We start from the raw sequence: 18,711 nt of genomic DNA, 5'->3' as shown, positions 1-18,711 counted from the left end.
TTGCAAACACCGCTAAGACGCAATATGACAGATAATAGACCTAAGTCTGATGTTAATCGATTGATGCGTTATCGACGTAATATTGAGACTGTTATTGGTCAATTGTCTGACTGCTTTAATATACAGAAAGTACGTGCTAGAGATTTATGGCATTTGTCTCATCGTTTAACGCGTAAGATTCTGGCGCATAATTTCTTTTTTCTTTTTAATAAAAAACTTGGTACCCCGCCTCTTCAGTTTGAATTGCTAATAAAGTGTTGAGAGTGGGGTAACCTACTAATTGTATAAAAAAACCACTGACCCAATAAGTCAGTGGTTTCAATCATAGGTTTAGATTTATTAAAGCTAAGCTGACTGTACGGTTTTGATTAAGTCATCAACCACACTTGCCTCAGCCAAGGTTGAGGTATCTCCTAGACCATCAAACTCGCCTGCCGCCAGCTTACGCAGGATACGACGCATAATCTTCCCTGACCGAGTCTTTGGTAAAGCCTCCACAACATAAATAGCGTCTAGGTTAGCAATGGGTCCTATTTCTGCCCGTACATGGCGATTTAGTTCACCGCGTAATCTTTCGCTATCTTCCTCACCATGTCTTAAGATGACATAAGCACAGATACCTTGACCTTTTAATTCGTGCGGCATACCAACAATGGCCGTTTCAGCAGCAGCAGGGTGTGACACTAAAGCACTCTCAATCTCTGCTGTGCCAATACGGTGACCAGACACGTTCAGTACATCATCCACACGACCGGTAATCCAATAATGACCTTCTTCATCACGCATCGCCCCATCACCAGTAAAATAGCTGCCTGGATAGGTTGTATAGTAGGTCTCTAAGAAGCGTTTATGATCGCCGTAAATGGTTCGCATCTGACCTGGCCACCCTCCACTGATAATTAGGTTGCCAGCTGCTGCATCTTCCAGCTCGACTCCCTCAGAGTCAACGATAACCGGCTTAATACCATATAACGGATTCATAGCAGCCCCTGGCTTCATGTCTACTGAATTTGGTAAAGGAGCCATTAAGATACCCCCTGTCTCAGTTTGCCACCAAGTATCGACGATAGGACAGCGCCCTTCACCTACTACGCTGTGGTACCAGTCCCAAGCCTCAGGATTAATAGGCTCACCCACAGTGCCTAACAAACGCAGACTCTCTCGATTTGACTCACGAACAAAAGCATCTCCCTCTTTCATCATTGCCCGAATGGCCGTCGGTGCGGTGTACAAAATACTAACGTCATGCTTATCAATGATTTGACCAATACGTGCCCATGTGGGGTACTGCGGAACCCCTTCAAACATAACCGTAGTAGTGCCGTTGGCTAGAGGCCCATAGGTAACATAGCTGTGACCGGTAATCCAGCCCACATCCGCTGTACACCAAAATACGTCATCTTCTTTGACATCAAACACATCTCTAAAAGTAGAAAGTGCATAAGTCAGGTAGCCCCCTGTGCTATGGACCACTCCTTTTGGCTTGCCGGTAGAGCCCGAGGTGTACAATAAAAATAACGGGTCTTCAGCATTCATAGTCTCAGGTGGGCAATCTTCATTTGAGTTATCAATAACCGTGTGATACCAGACATCGCGGCGACCACTCATTGGCACTGAGTTACCGGTGCGATGCACCACGATGACCTTCTCGACACACTCGGTGCCATCAACATCTAGAGCTCTATCTACATTAGTCTTCAGCGGACTATATCGATTACCGCGCACCCCTTCATCAGCAGTAATGACTAGCTTCGCTTGGCTGTCAACGATACGACTGGCCAAACTTTCAGCTGAGAAGCCACCAAATACTACGGTATGCACAGCCCCAATACGCGCACAAGCCAACATAGATACCACGGCTTCTGGCACCATGGGCAGATATAGCGCTACTCGATCCCCTTTACCTACGCCCATCTTGCGCATGGCATTGCCCAAGCGACACACTTCTGAGTGCAGCTCTTTAAAAGAGATGATTTTGTGTAATGAAGGGTGATCCCCTTCCCAGATAATGGCCGGCTTATATGGATTGTCGACCAAATGACGGTCTAGACAGTTGACTGAAACGTTTAATTCGCCGTCCTCAAACCACTTAATTCGAAAATCATCAAGATCATAATTAATGTCTTTGATTTTTGTGGGTTTTTTGATCCAATCAATCAACTCCGCTCGTTTGGCCCAAAAAGCCTCATTGCTTTCTTCAGACTCAATAGACTGTTGATATAACTCGGCGTATTTTTCTGGGTTGGTATTGGCTTGTGCCGCAAATTCAGAGCTGGTTGAAAACTTTTTCATAATACAAAGTCCTTTTTTTATTGTGAATCCATCCTGGAAATCACTGATCTTCACTGATAGCCATAACAGCAAACATATTATGCGCTGTTATCATGATAAAATAGGATAGGAAAAAGATAGAGAGGGTTGGTTTCAACACCATAGAAGGTGTGCGAAAGAGTTTATTGAAGAGTATAAGCCAAAATATACTGCTTAAATCTTAATAAGTTCCATCTGATAGGAGATATTATACGCTCACTCAGTCCTTTCCCTATGACTGTAGTACTCTCATAGTTTTACTAGATTTTGATACAATTGTAAACTATTATTTGTTCTAAACTCCTAAAAAATTTATGATTTTTTAACCCTAGCCATAAGCTTAATAGCCTAGCATTCTCCTATTTTGCCGCTATTAAATACCCTAACTAGCTGCTTATTTACCCCTCCATCTTCAATTATTATTATATATAAAAGCTGATTTCATGACCCAAAACGCTGCCAATCACTCTGACTCTAGTATCACTTCGACTAAGCTTTATGAGCAACACTCAAGCACAAGCTCAGCTATCGCCCAAGCTCAGTCTAGCGTTGATGTCCTTATCATAGGCGCAGGAGCTTCAGGCTTGTACTGTGCAATGACTGCTGCTCAGCGAGGTCGTTCGGTACTGGTTATTGATCATGCCAATAAAGCAGGGAAAAAAATTCTGATGTCAGGTGGCGGACGCTGTAACTTTACCAACTATGTGGTAGAGCCTGAGAACTTCATTGGTGAAAATGCTCACTTCTGTAAATCAGCTTTGACCCGCTATAATCCTTGGGAATTTATTGGTCTGGTTGAAAAGCATGGTGTCCCCTATCATGAACGTGATTACAGTCAACTGTTCTGTGATAACTCATCAAAGGATATCCTTAATTTATTACTTGATGAGTGTGCTGAAGCTGGGGCCAAGGTGCAATTAAAAACTGACATTGTGGCGATTAAACCTCTCGCTAACGACAGTGATCAAGGCTTTATTGTAGAAACCTCAAAAGGAACTATTTATTGTCACTCTTTGGTCATCGCTACCGGCGGCTTATCTATCCCCACTATGGGCGCTACCGGCTTTGGCTATGAGGTAGCACAGCAATTCGGGCATCAAATTATCGCTACTTCAGCCGGTTTAGTCCCCTTTACCTTTACCGATAAAGTCGGTGACATGATCGCTTCACTGGCCGGTATTAGCTTGGATGTCATTGCCTTTAACGAGCGCATTTCATTTCCAAGACCTATGTTATTCACACACCGAGGCTTATCAGGGCCGGCGATGTTGCAGCTCTCCAACTACTGGCAACTGGGCGAATCTATCCATATTAATCTTGTCCCCAATGTCGATATTGGCGAGTTATTAATTGAGGCAAAAGCTTACCATCCAAAACAGCTTATTCGTAGCGTCTTGTCTGAATATTTCCCCAAAAAACTGTTATTAGCATTACAAGATTTGCACTGGTCAGACTTTAAGGACAAAGAGCTGGCAAATATTAAAGATGAAGCTTTAATAACTATTGGCGATAAAATAAACAATTGGACCATCAAGCCCTCCGGCACCGAGGGTTATCGCACTGCTGAGGTTACTCGAGGTGGAGTCAATACCGATGAGGTTTCTTCCAAAACTTTTGAAAGTAAACTACAGCCGAATCTGTATTTTATTGGTGAGGTGCTTGATGTGACGGGCTGGCTTGGCGGCTATAATTTTCAGTGGGCTTGGGCTAGTGGTAAGGCTTGTGGCGAGGTGGTTTAGGGTTACTAAAGCTATTTATATTGCCTTTTGAATGTTTGAGGTTATAAACCAAAATGATGAATAACCATGTCTACTCAGAACTCTAAAAGTAAAACAATTGGCTCCAGAATAAAAGACATTTTTGTTACCTTGGTAGGGCTATTTGTACTCTCTATCATTGGCTTAAAGTACTATTCAGTTTACCAATTTAATAAGCAAAACCCTGATTTATATACTCCGAGACCTGTAAAAGGGGAAAAGCCAAGTAAAGAAGAGCTGATAAGACTTATGAATGATATTACAAACAACCTGAACCAGCAAAGCAGTAGCTATTATAGGAATGAGGGCGTATACGAAGGCTTTATTCTTTTATCTAAAACCTATACCAATCCAAGTGAACAAACATTAAATCAACTAGAGAGCAATATCGCTCAGCAAAATATTTGGACTAAAATCAACTCAGAACAAACCAATGCTCAAGTATTTTGTCATGAGCAAATAATGCTGAAGAAACATTATAATCGCAATGAAATAGAAAAGAATCTCCATATATCCATCCGCTGGGATAATACTGGCGAATGCCGTGACTTACATTACAACCCTGATAGTAACCTTGCAAAGCGGCTTTTGCAGTCTCCTTAACTATCTTCCCTTTAACTGTATTCTCCTTAAATGTATCCAATCTAACAATTAAGTAACATTAGCAACTTTTTGAAGTATAACTTAAAAAATATTGACATTTATGCAACAAAACAATATAACTGTAACTGAACAATCACTTTATTAACTACCTAAAACTTACTCATGCTGATTTTTCTTAGTTCACATGTCCTAATTTTTAGTACAAATATGAGAGAATTATGAAAAAGGGTTTAATTGCAGTAGGTATTTTAGCTTTATTGGCTCAAGGCTGTGCGACACCACACGTTGTGCAAACCTCAAAGGTTAGTGATTCTAATTTATCTTGTACACAAATTGTCAAGGAAGTTGCGGAAGCGGAGAAATTCGAAAAAGAAGCACGTGATGACCGTAAAGTTACAGGTACCAATGTTGCAGCGGCTGTATTATTTTGGCCAGCACTAATCGGTACTTATGCCAATACTGAAGAAGCAATTGATGCGGCAAAATTGCGCCGTGAGAACCTAACCAAGCTTTATAAACAAAAAAATTGTTAGTGCATTTTCAATATAAAATTTAGCTTTAATATAGCACTATAAATATCATAGCGTTTTAAGTACTGAAACTAACTAAAAAGAGCCTATTACCTAATTGTAATAGGCTCTTTTTATGTTGTCCTGCCTAACTCGGCTAATAAGAAACCAAACGTAGGTAGCCGCTTATATAGCCGGATCAGTAAATAATCCTGCCCGCTCAAAATCTGCTGCCAAAGCAAATAGTCTCGCCTCATCATTCATACGTCCAATGAACTGGATACCAATCGGTAACCCCTTATTGCTCATACCTAAGGGAACAGACATCGCTGGTAATCCGGTGATATTGCCCAAAGTAGTAAAGGCCATTTTGCTTAATACAGGTGCGCTTAGCTTCTCGACCAAGCTTGAATTATAAATCCATTTACCCAGATTGATTCCCTTTTCAATAACGCCAGTCACATTCAGTAGTAGCTCATCAATTCGGCTAGGGGGTAATACCCCATGCTTCACCGCAGTAGTGGGCACCGTAGGGCATAGAATCATGTCGTACTGTTCAAGAATAAGCCCTGTTTGATACTGAACATCATGCCAGCCCTGCTTCGCTTTGAGTAAATCCATCACGCTTAGTGAGCGCCCTATCATTGCCATATTTCGGGTCTGTGGCTCCAAATTTGCCACTTGATGCGCTCCGTAACGTAGGGTCAAATCATCTATAAAGTAGGCTGTATGGGCACAAACCACTGTGAAGAAGTCGCGCCACATACGATCAATATCAATCTTTGGCGCAGCATATTCTACCTTATGCCCCATATCCTCAAGTTGGCGTCCTGTTTTTTGTAACACAGCCAACACTTCTTTATCTACTTTAGTGCCCGGAAATAATGGCTCTGTCATTAAAGCAATCTTTAAAGGTTTACAAGGGGTCTTCGTAGCCTGTAAAAAGCGGCCTTTATCAGAGGAATCGGTCACAAAGGCAGCACCGACTTCTCTGCCAGCAGTCGCGTCTAACATAGCGGCGCTGTCACGCACACTACGAGTAATCACGTGATCTGCCACAGCTCCTTCCCAGCCCTCGGCATAAATAGGACCACTGGGGTTACGACCTCGGCTGGGCTTTAAACCAAATACGCCGCACCAAGCAGAAGGGAAACGAATTGAGCCACCACCATCGCCGCCACCCGCTATAGGCACAATACCAGCACTTACCGCAGCTGCACTGCCCCCTGATGAGCCACCACTGCTATAGCCTTTTTTAAACGGGTTATGGGTGGGGCCAAAAGACTTAGGCTCTGTGGTAATGATTAAGCCAAACTCTGGTGTATTGGTTTTACCAAAGGTGTTGACTCCAGTAGCTCGCATGCGCTTAACCAGTTCGCTGTCTTGCTCCGGCACGATATGTACACTGCGACTGCCCATCTTGATAGGCTCGTCAGCAAACAAGTAATTTAAATCTTTTAGTAAATAGGGAACGCCGGTAAATATTCCCTGCGCTAAACCTTGCTGAGCAGCATTAAATGCTCGCTCATCGAAGCGGTGGATGATGGCATTTAGCTTAGGATTTAAGCTATTGGCCTGATGGATAGCGGCCTCTAAGGCTTCTTTGGCACTAATAGCGCCTGACTGGATAAGCTCTGCCAATCCGATGGCATCATATTGTGGATATTCTTTAAACATAGCCTTCCTTGCTCAGTTATCAGGATTCATCAATACACAGCTTATACCAAAGCCAACAAAAAAGCCAAACCCGAAGGCTTGGCTTTCTATGCTTTTTTTTAAAGCAAGTGTCTAGCTATTGTTATTACAAAGGCGGTATTACATAGGAACTTCCATAAGTAGCACGCGAGAGTCCTCTAAAGCTTCTACATCGAAACCTTTAGTATCAATGATACCCATACCATCACGAGTATCTAATACCTCATCACCTACTTTAACCTTACCCTCAATGACAAAGGCATAGACACCGTGCTGATTGCCTTTTAACTCATAGCTGGCACTCGCGCCTTTATCTAAATTACCCATGTGGAACCAAGCATCTTGATGGATCCATACACCAGCATCATCAGGGTTTGGTGATAGGATTTGGCTAAACTCGTTTGGTGTTAGCAAGTCATCAATTTTTAACTGCTGATAACGTGGCTCGACACCTTGTTTATTTGGCATAACCCAAATTTGGAAAAATTTAACCGGTACATCCGCATTGCCATTCATTTCACTATGGGCAATCCCTGTTCCAGCTGACATGACCTGGATCTCGCCACTCTCAATAATACCATTGGTACCAATAGTGTCTTTGTGAGCCAATTTACCCGCAGTTGGAATTGAAATAATTTCCATATCACGGTGAGGGTGAGTACCAAAACCCATTCCCCCTTCTACATGGTCATCATTAATAACACGTAATGCCCCAAATCCCATACGACCGGGATTATAGTAGTTTGCAAAGCTAAAAGTATGTTTGCTTTTTAACCAGCCATGATCTGCATGACCACGAGTATTGGCTTTATGTACGATAGTTTTCATAGGTAATCCTCATTTTTATAGCTGTATTTCGTTTTAATGAGGCTATTATATAATGAATTTATACTTAATCAACACCACCTACTATTAACTTTAGTTTAATTGTGTAAACAATTCAATACCTGTTAAATTGATTGTTAAGCGGCTTTTAAATTACCCAAAAAATTGCCACAAAAAAAGGGAGGCTGAGCCTCCCTTATTGATAAATCCTCACTATGTTATGGTCAGATAACTCTCCGACTCTAAGAATATCTAGCTTTATGTCGGAGCTACATCAAGAGCTCACGTTTACCGCTTTTACCCATAGCACTAACCAAACCCGCCTCTTCCATAGAGTCTACAATACGAGCAGCTCGGTTGTAGCCAATACTAAATTTACGCTGGATACTTGAAGCAGATACTTTGCGGGTTTCCATCACAAAGGCCACTGCTTCATCATAGAGTGCATCGTCTTCTCCAGAGGTATTACCGCTGCCACTACTGCTAGGACTGGTTAAATCGAAGTTGCTTGCCATATTATCAATATAATCAGGAGCCCCTCGCTCACGCCACGCATCACAAACTCGGTTGACCTCTTCGTCACTGACATAAGCACCATGCACACGATCCGGCTCAATTTGACCTGGACCTAAGAACAGCATATCACCGTTACCTAGCATATCCTCAGCGCCGCCTGCATCTAAGATAGTACGAGAGTCCACTTTTGAGTTAACCCGTAACGCAGCTCGTACCGGAATGTTGGCTTTAATCAGACCGGTAATCACATCCACAGACGGACGCTGGGTAGCTAGCATTAAGTGAATACCGGCCGCACGAGACTTTTGCGCCAAACGGGTAATCAACTCTTCCGCCTGCTTACCTACCTGCATAATCATATCAGCGAATTCGTCCGCTACGATAACAATCATCGGTAGGGTCTTAAGCTTAGGCGCTTTATCAATGCTGACACTATCATTGGGACGCCATAATGGGTCTAGCATCGGTCTACCTGCTTTTTCAGCAGCGATAACTTTTTTGTTAAACTCACTTAGCTTACGCACTTTAAGCAAGCTCATTAACTGATAACGTCGCTCCATTTCGGCCACACACCAAGCCAAGCTACTGGCTGCCTCATTCATATCCGTTACCACAGGGGTCAGCAGATGAGGAATATCATTGTAGTTGGCCAGTTCAAGCTGTTTGGGGTCAATTAAAATTAGGCGCAGCTCAGACGGTTTGTATTTGAGTAGCATAGATAGCAGCATGGCGTTAACCAATACCGACTTACCTGAACCAGTAGTACCAGCGACAAGCATATGCGGGGCACGTGCTAAGTCAGTGATAATAGGTTTACCCCCAATATCTTTACCCATGGCCATACTGATTTGTGCTTTTGGATTCTTATAATCTTCGGTCTGCAGCAGCTCAATCAAGCGCACCATTTCACGCTTTTTATTGGGCACCTCAATACCAATATATGGCTTACCGGGAATAACCTCTACCACACGCAATGATGCCATGGATAACGAGCGAGCTAAGTCTCGTGAAATACCGGTAACCTTACTGGCCTTCACCCCCGCAGCTAAGTCGACTTCAAAGCGGGTAACCACTGGTCCAGGAATGGCATTCACCACTTCTGCTTTGACATTAAATTCTTGCAATTTAATTTCCAACAGCTCAGACAGCTGCTTTAGTTCAGCTTCGGTATAGCTTGGCTTACGATCTGGGTCTGGCTTATCCAAAATAGAGAGCTCTGGAATCGGTGATAGGCTTTCACGATACTTGGCAGTCTGCATCGCACGACTGCTAGAAGCAAAGGCCGAGTCATCATGAATCTCAGGAAGGCTGACCTCCCCCTGCTCGTCCATTTCATCGTCAATGTCAGGTACCATGTCTTCGATATGATTACTAGCATCCCCCTCTGGAGTAGCAAAACGTATGGTTGGCCTTGCTGGTGCTGAGCTGTCCTCTTTACTAGGCTCATGCGGCTTTTTTGGATTAGACGGTGGGGTGTTGGTTGGGGTTAAATCTATTTCCTCATCAAGCTCAAGTTGCGCGTCATCTTGTTGCGTGCTCCACTCTTCTTGGATGATCGGCTCATCTAGCGTATCAAAATCAACTTGCTCAACAGCATCAATGTCAGCTACCATTGGCTCTGGCTGCTCTACTTCTTCCGCTTCCACCTCTATATCTGCTACAGTCTCTGACTGTTGTGTTTCAGACTCAATGGTTGCAATACTTTCAAAACCATCAACGTCCTCTATAGTCTCTTCTACTGACTCAATTTGAGCTGTTTCTTTAGCAGTAGTTTCAGCAAAAGTCTCATCCGCTGGTTTAGTAGGCTGTGTTTCTGAGACTTCTGATTGCACTGCGGAAGATGAGGAGGCTTCAGGATTATTGGCCACAACCTCTGGTAAAGCTTGCTCATCAAGCAGCTCATTAATTACATCTTGATCATTCCACGCAAAACTTGGCTCTTGCTTTTTTGCGGCTACAGTCATAGAAGGTTGCGGGCTGGTTTCAGCTTGAGCTTGCTGCGCTTTTGCTGACTCAGTTTGTTGCTGCGCTTCTTGCTCATGTAATGCCAAGATACTCTCAGTCAGTCCTGAATTGACCAAGAAATCATCTAATACATTACTCAAAGCTGGATCCGACTTCTGGACAGTGTCAGGCTGCTCTAACTGAGCATCAATGTCTTGTTCTTCAGAGCTCTCAGGCAAAGATAGCTTTAACTGCTGAAATAAAGGGGAGTCTGTCTGAGAGTTATCGGTCTCATCCAATGCTTGTTGTGAAGCCAGTAGCTCTTCTTCTGTTAAATCTTGGCTGTCGTCAACGAGCTGCTCTTTTTTTACCGAGTCTCGCTGTATGCCACTACCGAGCCATGACAGACTAAATAGCTGTTTGAATACTCGCTTCCAACGAATATCAAAGGCAAAGGTGACGGTAATTAGACTAAACACCAACAAAAATACCGCTGCCCCATATATAGTCAACAGGCTTGCCAGACGGGTGGCAACTTCTGCTCCTAAAATACCGCCAAAACGAGCGCCATTGTCAGTGCTATAACCTATAAGCTGCGGAGTGAGAGCGGTAAGCCCACAGCTCGCTAATACCAAAAACACATAAGAAATCGCTCGTAAAGGACCAAAAGCCTGGTCACGGCTCCACCAAAGACATATCGCCTCGTATGCCAAAAATGCCATTAACCACCAAGCTGGCCAACCCAAGAAGGTATATAGCAAATCAGATAGCCACGCACCGACGGAGCCACCCATATTACTCACCTGCCCCATGTCACTACTGATACGCGACCAGCTGGGATCGTTGGGGGTATAAGTAACCAAGATAACGAACAAAAATGCAGACAAAAGGACGGCAAGCAAGGTGAAAGTGACTTTTTTAAGCGTATAAAGATGGTGTGCCGTTATCATTAATTTTTCCCAACATTTGAAACTTAGCTATGGTAGTAAATAGACGTTCGTGGTTTGTGAATAGGAGCCATTTGGCAAAAATATTAGCCTAGCCTGTATAATCCTCTATAATAGCAAATTACGTTGTATTTTCGAGCCTTGACTGGCTTATTTATCATATAAATAAACATGATAACTTAAACTCATTTGCTATTGTAAACAAATGCCCCCATTCTTATAAATACAAACGTCAATAACAAGGGACATTAGCATAGACAGTTATTTGTAGTTGCGCTTATTCGAACTTACGCCCTTATGCAACTGACGCCCCCATTAGCTAAAACACACCAAACTATAAGGAAAAAACATGACACAAGACACCAATGCTGCTCGCCACGAAAAATTGATTATTTTAGGGTCAGGCCCTGCTGGATATTCAGCGGCAGTCTATGCAGCGCGAGCCAACTTAAATCCAGTTATTATCTCTGGTATGCAAGTAGGTGGACAGCTAACGACAACCACAGAAGTCGATAACTGGCCAGGTGATGCTCATGGTTTAACCGGTCCTGATCTAATGGTGCGTATGAAAGAACACGCCGAACGCTTTGGTACTGAAATCGTCAATGATCACATAAACTCAGTAACTTTGACCGAGCGCCCCTTCAAGCTAGAAGGTAATGCCGGCACTTATACCTGTGATGCCCTAATTATCGCTACTGGTGCTTCAGCTCAGTACTTAGGTCTTGAGTCAGAAAATAAATTTAGAGGCCTAGGCGTGTCTGCTTGTGCCACATGTGATGGGTTCTTCTACAAAAACCAAAAAGTTGCAGTTATCGGTGGTGGTAACACAGCCGTTGAAGAGGCCTTATACCTATCAAACATTGCTAAAGAGGTTATCTTAGTTCACCGCCGTGACAGCTTACGCTCCGAAAAAATCTTGCAAGACAAGCTATTTGAAAAAGTGAAAAATGGCAACATCACTATTGAATGGAACCACCAAGTAAAAGAAGTGATTGGTGATGAAATGGGGGTCAACGGTGTCATTATCGAGTCGACACAAGATGGCAGCACCAAACAGCTAGACGTAATGGGTATGTTTGTGGCCATTGGTCATAAGCCAAACACGGACATGTTTGCTGGCCAACTAGATATGCAAGATGGCTACTTAATCGTTAATAGTGGTACCCAAGGTAATGCCACCCAAACCAGCATCGAAGGGGTATTTGCGGCCGGTGATGTAGCAGATCATGTCTATCGTCAAGCCATTACCTCAGCAGGTACTGGCTGTATGGCAGCATTAGACGCTGAGAAGTACCTTGACTCAATTAATGAAGCCAATGCCAAGGATCATACTTACGCCTCAACCTTGACTGCAGATAAGCAAGCCTAAGCTCATCGCCCATAACTTATCCTCCATAACTTGGCCTCCATAACTTATCCTCCATAATGAATAGTGGTTAATGGATAATCGGTAATGAGTGAAGCTAAAACAATAAAAGTGCCGATCAATATTGATTGGCACTTTTTTTTGATGTGAATAAACCCTAATCATTGCCAATGCTTATGCAATTGATATACTTACTAATTGCTATACTTAATAAGTCCTAGGCTCATCGTACTATCTTAGTCGGCTTAATTACTAAATTCCTTTTTTTTGATATGGGACAAACTTTGTGACCTCAGACAATCGAAGCCTTTCAAACACCGCCTCACAAAGTTGGCAAGACTCACATGCCACCTCTGCTTTATTTGACTGTAACTACCTGTTCCCAAAACCTGATGAGGCAGATCCTGAAGGCTTAGGACTGATAGCTATTGGTGCTGATTTGGCTCCTGACACCCTACTATCGGCTTATTCACAAGGGCTATTCCCTTGGTTTAATGAAGATGAGCCGATTGCTTGGTGGTCTCCTGAGCCGCGCTGCGTACTTGAGCCCAAATCCTTTGTTCCCAGTAAATCCTTAAAACGCTTGGCTAAAGCCAGCGCCTGGCACTGGAGTGTTAACACCGCCTTTGAAGAAGTTATCCACGCTTGCAGCTTACCACGTAGTTATGCCGAAGATACTTGGATTCATGAAGAGATGATAAAAGCTTATACTAAGCTTCATAAGCTTGGTTATGCACACAGCTTTGAGGTCTGGGATGACCAAAGTTTGATTGGCGGGTTATATGGCCTAAAAATCGGCCAAATCTATTTTGGCGAATCGATGTTTCATCGTCAGAGTAATGCCTCAAAAGTTGCCTTCTGGGCTTTAAATAATTTTTGCCAACATACAGGCGTTGAGCTGATAGATTGTCAGCTGCCTAATCCCCACTTACAAAGCTTAGGGGCAGGTATTATGCCAAGACAGCTTTTTTTGGCTAGATTGAATGACTGGGTATCCCGTCCAAGTTTACGGTGGTCTTTGTTTGCTAACAGCCAATATTTAGTGAACGAGCTTGCGAACACAATTGTCCCGGTACCTAGCCCAACACTAAACACCCCCTCCCCCAGTATCACTCAACCTAACCGCAAGGATTAACAGAGATGCATCCTTACGCAGACAATACTGTCCACCGTGAAAACATAATATACCGAGAGCATTTACAGCAACAAAACAGCTTCAACCTCTCTCCTCCTAGCCTTTGCAGCTACCTTTCTGACCAAGTATCTCAGCTGACATTTTTGCTGCTAGAGCCCAATCAAAGTATCGATTCAGAACTTTATACTCAGCTAGGCACTCAAGGCTTCAGACGCAGCGGTAATGCTTTTTATCGGCCAAACTGCCCACGCTGTGCTCAGTGCATCTCCAGTAGAGTGGTGGTAAAAGAATTCAGCCCTTCTCGGCGCTATCGCAAAGTGCTCAATCGTAATAGTGAAGTAAGCGTTAAATTTGTTGCTGCTACCCAAGCCACACAAGAACACTATGCTTTGTATCAAAAATACATCTCTGGGCGTCATGCCGATGGCGATATGTACCCGCCCAGCTTACATACTTTCGAGCAGTTTTTGGTAGATAGTCCAACAAATACTTTATTTATGGAAGTTAGAGAACCCAACAATAAGCTCATCGCAGTGGCCGTAACTGACCAGTTAAGTGATGGGTTGTCTAGTATTTACACTTTCTTTGAACCTGACTCCAGCTATAACTCTCGCAGCTTAGGGGTATTTTGTATCTTAACTCAGATTGAAGCTGCTAAGAATTTGGGCTTAGATTACCTGTATTTGGGCTTTTGGATTCCTACTGTCAAAAAGATGAGCTACAAAACCGGTTATGCTCCCATTGAATTATTAATAAACAACTATTGGACTTATTTCTCGCAAACTCCAGATTACAATGAAGTACTGAGCTTAATTAATACCTCAACCGCACACTCTTTCTGATTGTAAATCTCTGCTATAGATAAAGCCATGCCATTATTGGGCTGTCAACTCATATTGCATAATTAATGCATCACACTTGGCTTCCCCTGTGCCTACCCCACTGCCCTCGTTTGAAGGTATAGAGTAGTAGCCTTTACGCACATGAATCACCTCAAAACCCATTCTTTTATATAAAGCGATAGCTGCTACATTATCTTGCCGTACCTCTAACAAGATTCTTTCTAATTGTTTATGCGGCATAGTTTTGATCAAAGCTTGCAGCAGACCAGCGGCCAATCCTTGACGTTGATAATCTGGGTGAGTGCCTATGCGCAATACTTCTGCCACCTCAAAGACAGTACTGATAATACAATAAGCCACTATCTTACTCTCTGAATCCTGAGCCGTGTCAGTCTCTAAAACCCCCCAACACTGATTGATATCTTGCTGCAGTAACTGACTAATCTGCTGTTCACTCCAATTATCTAACTGCAGCATTTGCTCAATTTCAGCAACTTGGCGTAGTAAGTGCTGGTCATAGTCTACAGTGGTAATGTGGCAAATATTAGGAGGTTCAAAGTATTTCATGGTCCAAGCTCATTTAAATATTTATGATTAAAAGAGGTATAGGGATATAGAATAAAAAAGAGGATATAAAATCATTAAAAAAGCCCTCAACCCTAGGTTGAAGGCTTTTGACTACTGAGAAACTATCTTGGCGTAAATAACTTACAGCTTGCTAGTTAATTCTGGTAGTGCGTCAAACAGGTCTGCTTCTAAGAAGTAATCAGCAACTGTTGCGATTGGTGCTTCTGGATCGTTGTTGATAGCAACGATAACTTTAGAATCTTTCATACCTGCTAAATGCTGGATAGCACCAGAGATACCGGCTGCGATATATAGGCTTGGTGCAACGATCTTACCAGTTTGACCAACCTGCATATCGTTAGGTACATAACCTGCGTCAACTGCGGCACGTGAAGCACCGATAGCAGCGCCTAGCTTGTCTGCTAATGGCTCAATGTATTTAGTGAAGTTTTCACCGTTTGCTAATGCACGGCCACCAGATACAACGATTTCAGCAGAAGTTAGTTCTGGACGATCAGACTTCGCTAATTCTTCGCCAACGAAGCTTGATTTGCCAGCATCTTGAGCGTTATCTAACTCTTGGATTTCAGCAGAGCCGCCTTCCGCAGCTGCAGCATCAAACGCAGTAGTACGAACCGTAACTAATACTTTGTCTTCAGAAGTTTTAACAGTCGCTAAAGCGTTACCCGCATAGATAGGACGCTCAAAAGTATTGGCGTCGATTACCTGCATGATATCAGTAATCATGCTAACGTCTAAAAGAGCTGCCACACGTGGCATGAAGTTTTTACCGTTAGTCGTCGCTGGTGCAACGATATGGCTGTAATCGCCAGCAAGATCTTTAACTAATAAAGAAACGTTTTCAGCCAATTGGTATTCATAAGCTGGGCTATCAACACAAATTACTTTGCTAACGCCTGCTACTTTAGCGGCTTGCTCAGCTACTGGCTTACAGCCAGAACCTGCTACTAGTACATGAACGTCACCGCCCATTTGAGTTGCCGCGGTAACTGTGTTTAAAGTTGCCTTTTTTAGCTCGGCATTATCATGTTCTGCATATACTAAAATTGCCATGAGATTATTATCCTTTCAAATAATTATAGAAGATTGTGATTTGGTAACTGTTCCTTATCGCCTGTCATCCTAGCTCTAATTGAATTTAATTCGCTTTATGACAGGCTGACAACCAACAAAACTAATCAAATTTATCAGAAGTTAAGTTCAAATATTAAAGAACTTTTGCTTCATTTTTTAGTTTGTCAATTAGCTCATCCACTGAACCAACTTTAACACCTGCAGAACGCTCAGCTGGTGGAGTTACTTTCACAATTTCTTGCTTAGAAGCCATATCTACACCGAAATCTGCTGGTGTTTTTTCATCAAGTGGTTTCTTCTTAGCTTTCATGATGTTTGGAAGTTTTGCATAACGTGGTTCGTTTAGACGTAAGTCAGTAGTGATTACTGCAGGCAATGGTAGCGCAACAGTTTGTAGACCACCGTCAATCTCACGAGTAACGTTTACTTTATCGCCTTCTACTTTAACTTCTGAGGCAAAGGTACCTTGACCGATGCCCATTAATGCAGCAAGCATCTGACCGGTTTGGTTGTTATCATCATCAATGGCTTGTTTACCAAGTAAGATAATGTCTGTACCTTCTTGTTCAGCGATACCTTTAAGGATTTTAGCAACTTGTAGAGGATATGCTTTGTCATCAGTCTGAACCAAAATACCACGGTCCGCGCCTAATGCTAAAGCAGCACGAATCTGCTCTTGAGCTTCTTTAGGACCAATTGAAGCAACAATAATTTCGTCAACTACGCCCGCTTCTTTTAGACGTACCGCCTCTTCAACAGCGATTTCACAAAATGGGTTGATTGACATTTTAGTGTTGCTTAAATCAACGCCAGAATTATCGGCTTTAACGCGAACTTTTACGTTATAGTCAATCACACGCTTAACAGCGACTAATGCTTTCATACGTTCCTCGTTTATTAATGTTATGAATAATTAAACTTACGATTTCAAACTAAGTGCAAAGTATATCTTATCTCGCACTTAAAAATTAATTCTTATATATCTTAGCCAATATAGGGGCCAATATATATAACAATTTGTAGGATTTAATTAACAGATTTTATTCCCTATTTAGGTCAGTTAATTCATCCCTTATCAACTCTACTAAACCAAAAAGAGTATTTATACCAAAAAGTATTGAACAACTTTTTTTTGGTTTCAGTATGCTACAAATAAAGATTTCTTATCAAACGACCCTTATATTGCGTGAGCAACCCAATTAGGTCAAGCCGTTGACGTGAATAAAGGGTCATAAATTTTTTCAATATTTGTTGATTTTTATCTAGAATTTTTATTTTTTATCGCTAGCAGCGCTGCTATTGTTTTCATTTTAGGTGAAATAGGTAGCAAGCACTAAGTTGTGTTAGTAATTTCTGGCCAAAAAAAAGACAACCGTTGGTTGTCTTTTTATAGCAGTATCATCTTTTTAGATGATTCACGCTTCTTTGTAGGTCAAAGCCTACAATAAATTATTCAGCTGATTCGATTTGTTCAGCTTGTGGGCCTTTTTGGCCTTGGCCTAATACGAAAGTAACTTTTTGACCTTCGGCTAGGGTTTTGAAACCGCTGCCTTGAATAGCACTGTAATGAGCAAATACGTCTTGACCACCATCGTCTTGTGCGATGAAACCAAAACCTTTAGCTTCGTTGAACCACTTAACAGTACCTTGTACACGTTCTGACATAACTTTTCCTAATATAAAATTGATTTAACTATAGTCATGGTGCTTTTAACAGACTTGTTCTACTCTAGGTGGGTAGATAACGAGCCGGTAGAAAACGCAAGTCGAGTAGTATTGATTAGAATGTTGACTAATCATCACTCTAATAAATAGCCACTTAAATTACACTTCTACGATTAAATGCAGTCATGTTTGAATCAGTAGCTGTGCTATTCATTCAAAAAGTAACTTACTTACTAAGGAATAGTATAACAGCTTTAAACCGCTTGTCCTAACAATATCTGAAGTTTTGGTTGGTTTGATGTAAATAATGTAAATTACCGCTAACCAATGGGCTTAGAATATAGTAATACAAAGACACATAAAGCCAAAAAGGTGGTGGCAAATGACTGACTGAAAGCTATATAGGGCTTAGGAATAACCAGCTCTTCAGGGCTAGCTGGCAATCCAGAGCGTTTCAATAAGCGACTACCATACACCCAACCAGATAGCGCATAAATCCAGTAGGCTACCGGTACTGCCATCTCAATAGACTTAAAATCTAACAGGTAAACGACCGCAATTGAGACAAATAACCAAAGCGTATCAATTAACGAGCTTGCCTTGAAAAACTTTGATTTTGGTAGCTTACCCTCAGTTTTTTTAAGCATTTGCCCCTCTATCCAGATCAACGCTGCCACCCCTGCACTTAGGGCTATATATATAGAAGGAGGATTAATATTAGCAAGCCACTGGGTATCCATAATCTAAGTCGGTCCTTTTTTGTTTTCTGTTATTTCGGTTTTTACTATTCGCTACTATTGATTACTATTAGCTATTAGCTATTAGGTACTGTACACATTAGATACTATATAGCGCTTTTTTTTACTGCTTCAAGAGGCATAGCTCTAGCATCAAAAAATAGTTAGCATCAAAAAATAGTTAGCATCAAAAAA

At 42.2% G+C, this 18,711-nt stretch carries 16 protein-coding genes; 7 read left to right on the top strand and 9 right to left on the bottom strand.

Going from position 1 to position 18,711, the window contains the following annotated elements; genetic code table 11:
- Positions 1-261: transposase (locus tag G561_RS15215; RefSeq protein WP_155954118.1), on the top strand; the 261-nt coding region annotated here is incomplete at its 5' end.
- Between the two features lie 84 nt (positions 262-345).
- On the opposite strand, the gene acs is transcribed toward G561_RS15215, so the two are convergent.
- Positions 346-2,292 carry an acetate--CoA ligase gene (acs, locus tag G561_RS0109780; protein ID WP_028859396.1) on the bottom strand — a complete coding sequence of 649 codons (1,947 nt, stop codon included), beginning with the start codon at positions 2,290-2,292 and terminating at the stop codon, positions 346-348.
- 614 nt (positions 2,293-2,906) lie between these two features.
- On the opposite strand from acs, the gene G561_RS0109775 reads away from it, so the two are divergent.
- The 3 genes from G561_RS0109775 to G561_RS0109765 all read left to right on the top strand — a co-directional run bounded on the left by G561_RS0109775 (position 2,907) and on the right by G561_RS0109765 (position 5,203).
- Positions 2,907-4,049: a BaiN/RdsA family NAD(P)/FAD-dependent oxidoreductase gene (locus tag G561_RS0109775; protein ID WP_051584490.1), complete on the top strand. Its 1,143-nt coding sequence runs from the start codon at positions 2,907-2,909 to the stop codon at positions 4,047-4,049.
- 66 nt (positions 4,050-4,115) lie between these two features.
- Positions 4,116-4,670 carry a hypothetical protein gene (locus G561_RS0109770; protein ID WP_028859394.1) on the top strand — a complete coding sequence of 185 codons (555 nt, stop codon included), beginning with the start codon at positions 4,116-4,118 and terminating at the stop codon, positions 4,668-4,670.
- A 218-nt stretch (positions 4,671-4,888) separates the two neighbouring features.
- Positions 4,889-5,203 carry a hypothetical protein gene (locus G561_RS0109765; protein ID WP_028859393.1) on the top strand — a complete coding sequence of 105 codons (315 nt, stop codon included), beginning with the start codon at positions 4,889-4,891 and terminating at the stop codon, positions 5,201-5,203.
- 162 nt (positions 5,204-5,365) lie between these two features.
- Here G561_RS0109765 and G561_RS0109760 read toward each other — a convergent pair whose 3' ends face one another.
- The 3 genes from G561_RS0109760 to G561_RS0109750 all read right to left on the bottom strand — a co-directional run bounded on the left by G561_RS0109760 (position 5,366) and on the right by G561_RS0109750 (position 11,109).
- A complete protein-coding gene (locus G561_RS0109760) occupies positions 5,366-6,856 on the bottom strand; it encodes an amidase (RefSeq protein ID WP_028859392.1) in 1,491 nt (496 codons plus the stop codon).
- A gap of 138 nt (positions 6,857-6,994) precedes the next feature.
- On the bottom strand, positions 6,995-7,702 hold the full coding sequence (locus G561_RS0109755) for a pirin family protein (protein ID WP_028859391.1): 708 nt from the start codon (positions 7,700-7,702) through the stop codon (positions 6,995-6,997).
- Positions 7,703-7,968: 266 nt separating this feature from the next.
- Entirely contained in the window at positions 7,969-11,109 is a 3,141-nt protein-coding gene (locus G561_RS0109750; RefSeq protein WP_028859390.1) for a DNA translocase FtsK, read from the bottom strand.
- A 346-nt stretch (positions 11,110-11,455) separates the two neighbouring features.
- Here G561_RS0109750 and trxB point away from each other — a divergent pair, with 346 nt between their 5' ends.
- From trxB to G561_RS0109735, 3 genes are all read left to right on the top strand, one after another.
- The gene (trxB, locus tag G561_RS0109745; protein ID WP_028859389.1) at positions 11,456-12,478 is read left to right on the top strand and encodes a thioredoxin-disulfide reductase; all 1,023 of its coding nucleotides are present in this window, start codon (positions 11,456-11,458) and stop codon (positions 12,476-12,478) included.
- A 373-nt stretch (positions 12,479-12,851) separates the two neighbouring features.
- Positions 12,852-13,610 (top strand): leucyl/phenylalanyl-tRNA--protein transferase, encoded by a 759-nt coding sequence (gene aat / locus G561_RS0109740; protein ID WP_373277696.1) that lies wholly within the window; start codon positions 12,852-12,854, stop codon positions 13,608-13,610.
- A gap of 5 nt (positions 13,611-13,615) precedes the next feature.
- Positions 13,616-14,452: an arginyltransferase gene (locus G561_RS0109735; RefSeq protein WP_051584489.1), complete on the top strand. Its 837-nt coding sequence runs from the start codon at positions 13,616-13,618 to the stop codon at positions 14,450-14,452.
- 33 nt (positions 14,453-14,485) lie between these two features.
- Here the strand turns inward: G561_RS0109735 and rimI are convergent, their stop codons facing one another.
- The 5 genes from rimI to G561_RS0109710 form a co-directional block, all read right to left on the bottom strand.
- Entirely contained in the window at positions 14,486-15,019 is a 534-nt protein-coding gene (gene rimI, locus G561_RS0109730) for a ribosomal protein S18-alanine N-acetyltransferase (RefSeq protein WP_028859386.1), read from the bottom strand.
- Between the two features lie 141 nt (positions 15,020-15,160).
- Positions 15,161-16,093 carry an electron transfer flavoprotein subunit alpha/FixB family protein gene (locus G561_RS0109725; RefSeq protein ID WP_028859385.1) on the bottom strand — a complete coding sequence of 311 codons (933 nt, stop codon included), beginning with the start codon at positions 16,091-16,093 and terminating at the stop codon, positions 15,161-15,163.
- Positions 16,094-16,247: 154 nt separating this feature from the next.
- On the bottom strand, positions 16,248-16,997 hold the full coding sequence (locus G561_RS0109720) for an electron transfer flavoprotein subunit beta/FixA family protein (protein ID WP_028859384.1): 750 nt from the start codon (positions 16,995-16,997) through the stop codon (positions 16,248-16,250).
- 566 nt (positions 16,998-17,563) lie between these two features.
- A complete protein-coding gene (locus G561_RS0109715; protein ID WP_007394029.1) occupies positions 17,564-17,779 on the bottom strand; it encodes a cold-shock protein in 216 nt (71 codons plus the stop codon).
- 320 nt (positions 17,780-18,099) lie between these two features.
- Positions 18,100-18,519, bottom strand: a complete 420-nt coding sequence (locus tag G561_RS0109710; RefSeq protein ID WP_028859383.1) for a hypothetical protein — start codon at positions 18,517-18,519, stop codon at positions 18,100-18,102.
- Positions 18,520-18,711: the final 192 nt, after the last annotated feature.

Origin of the sequence: Psychrobacter phenylpyruvicus DSM 7000 = NBRC 102152, assembly GCF_000685805.1 — a bacterium.
Taxonomy (GTDB): Bacteria; Pseudomonadota; Gammaproteobacteria; order Pseudomonadales; family Moraxellaceae; genus Psychrobacter; species Psychrobacter phenylpyruvicus.
Note: the sequence above shows the minus strand (reverse complement) of the source record. Positions and strands in the feature narration are given on the sequence as shown.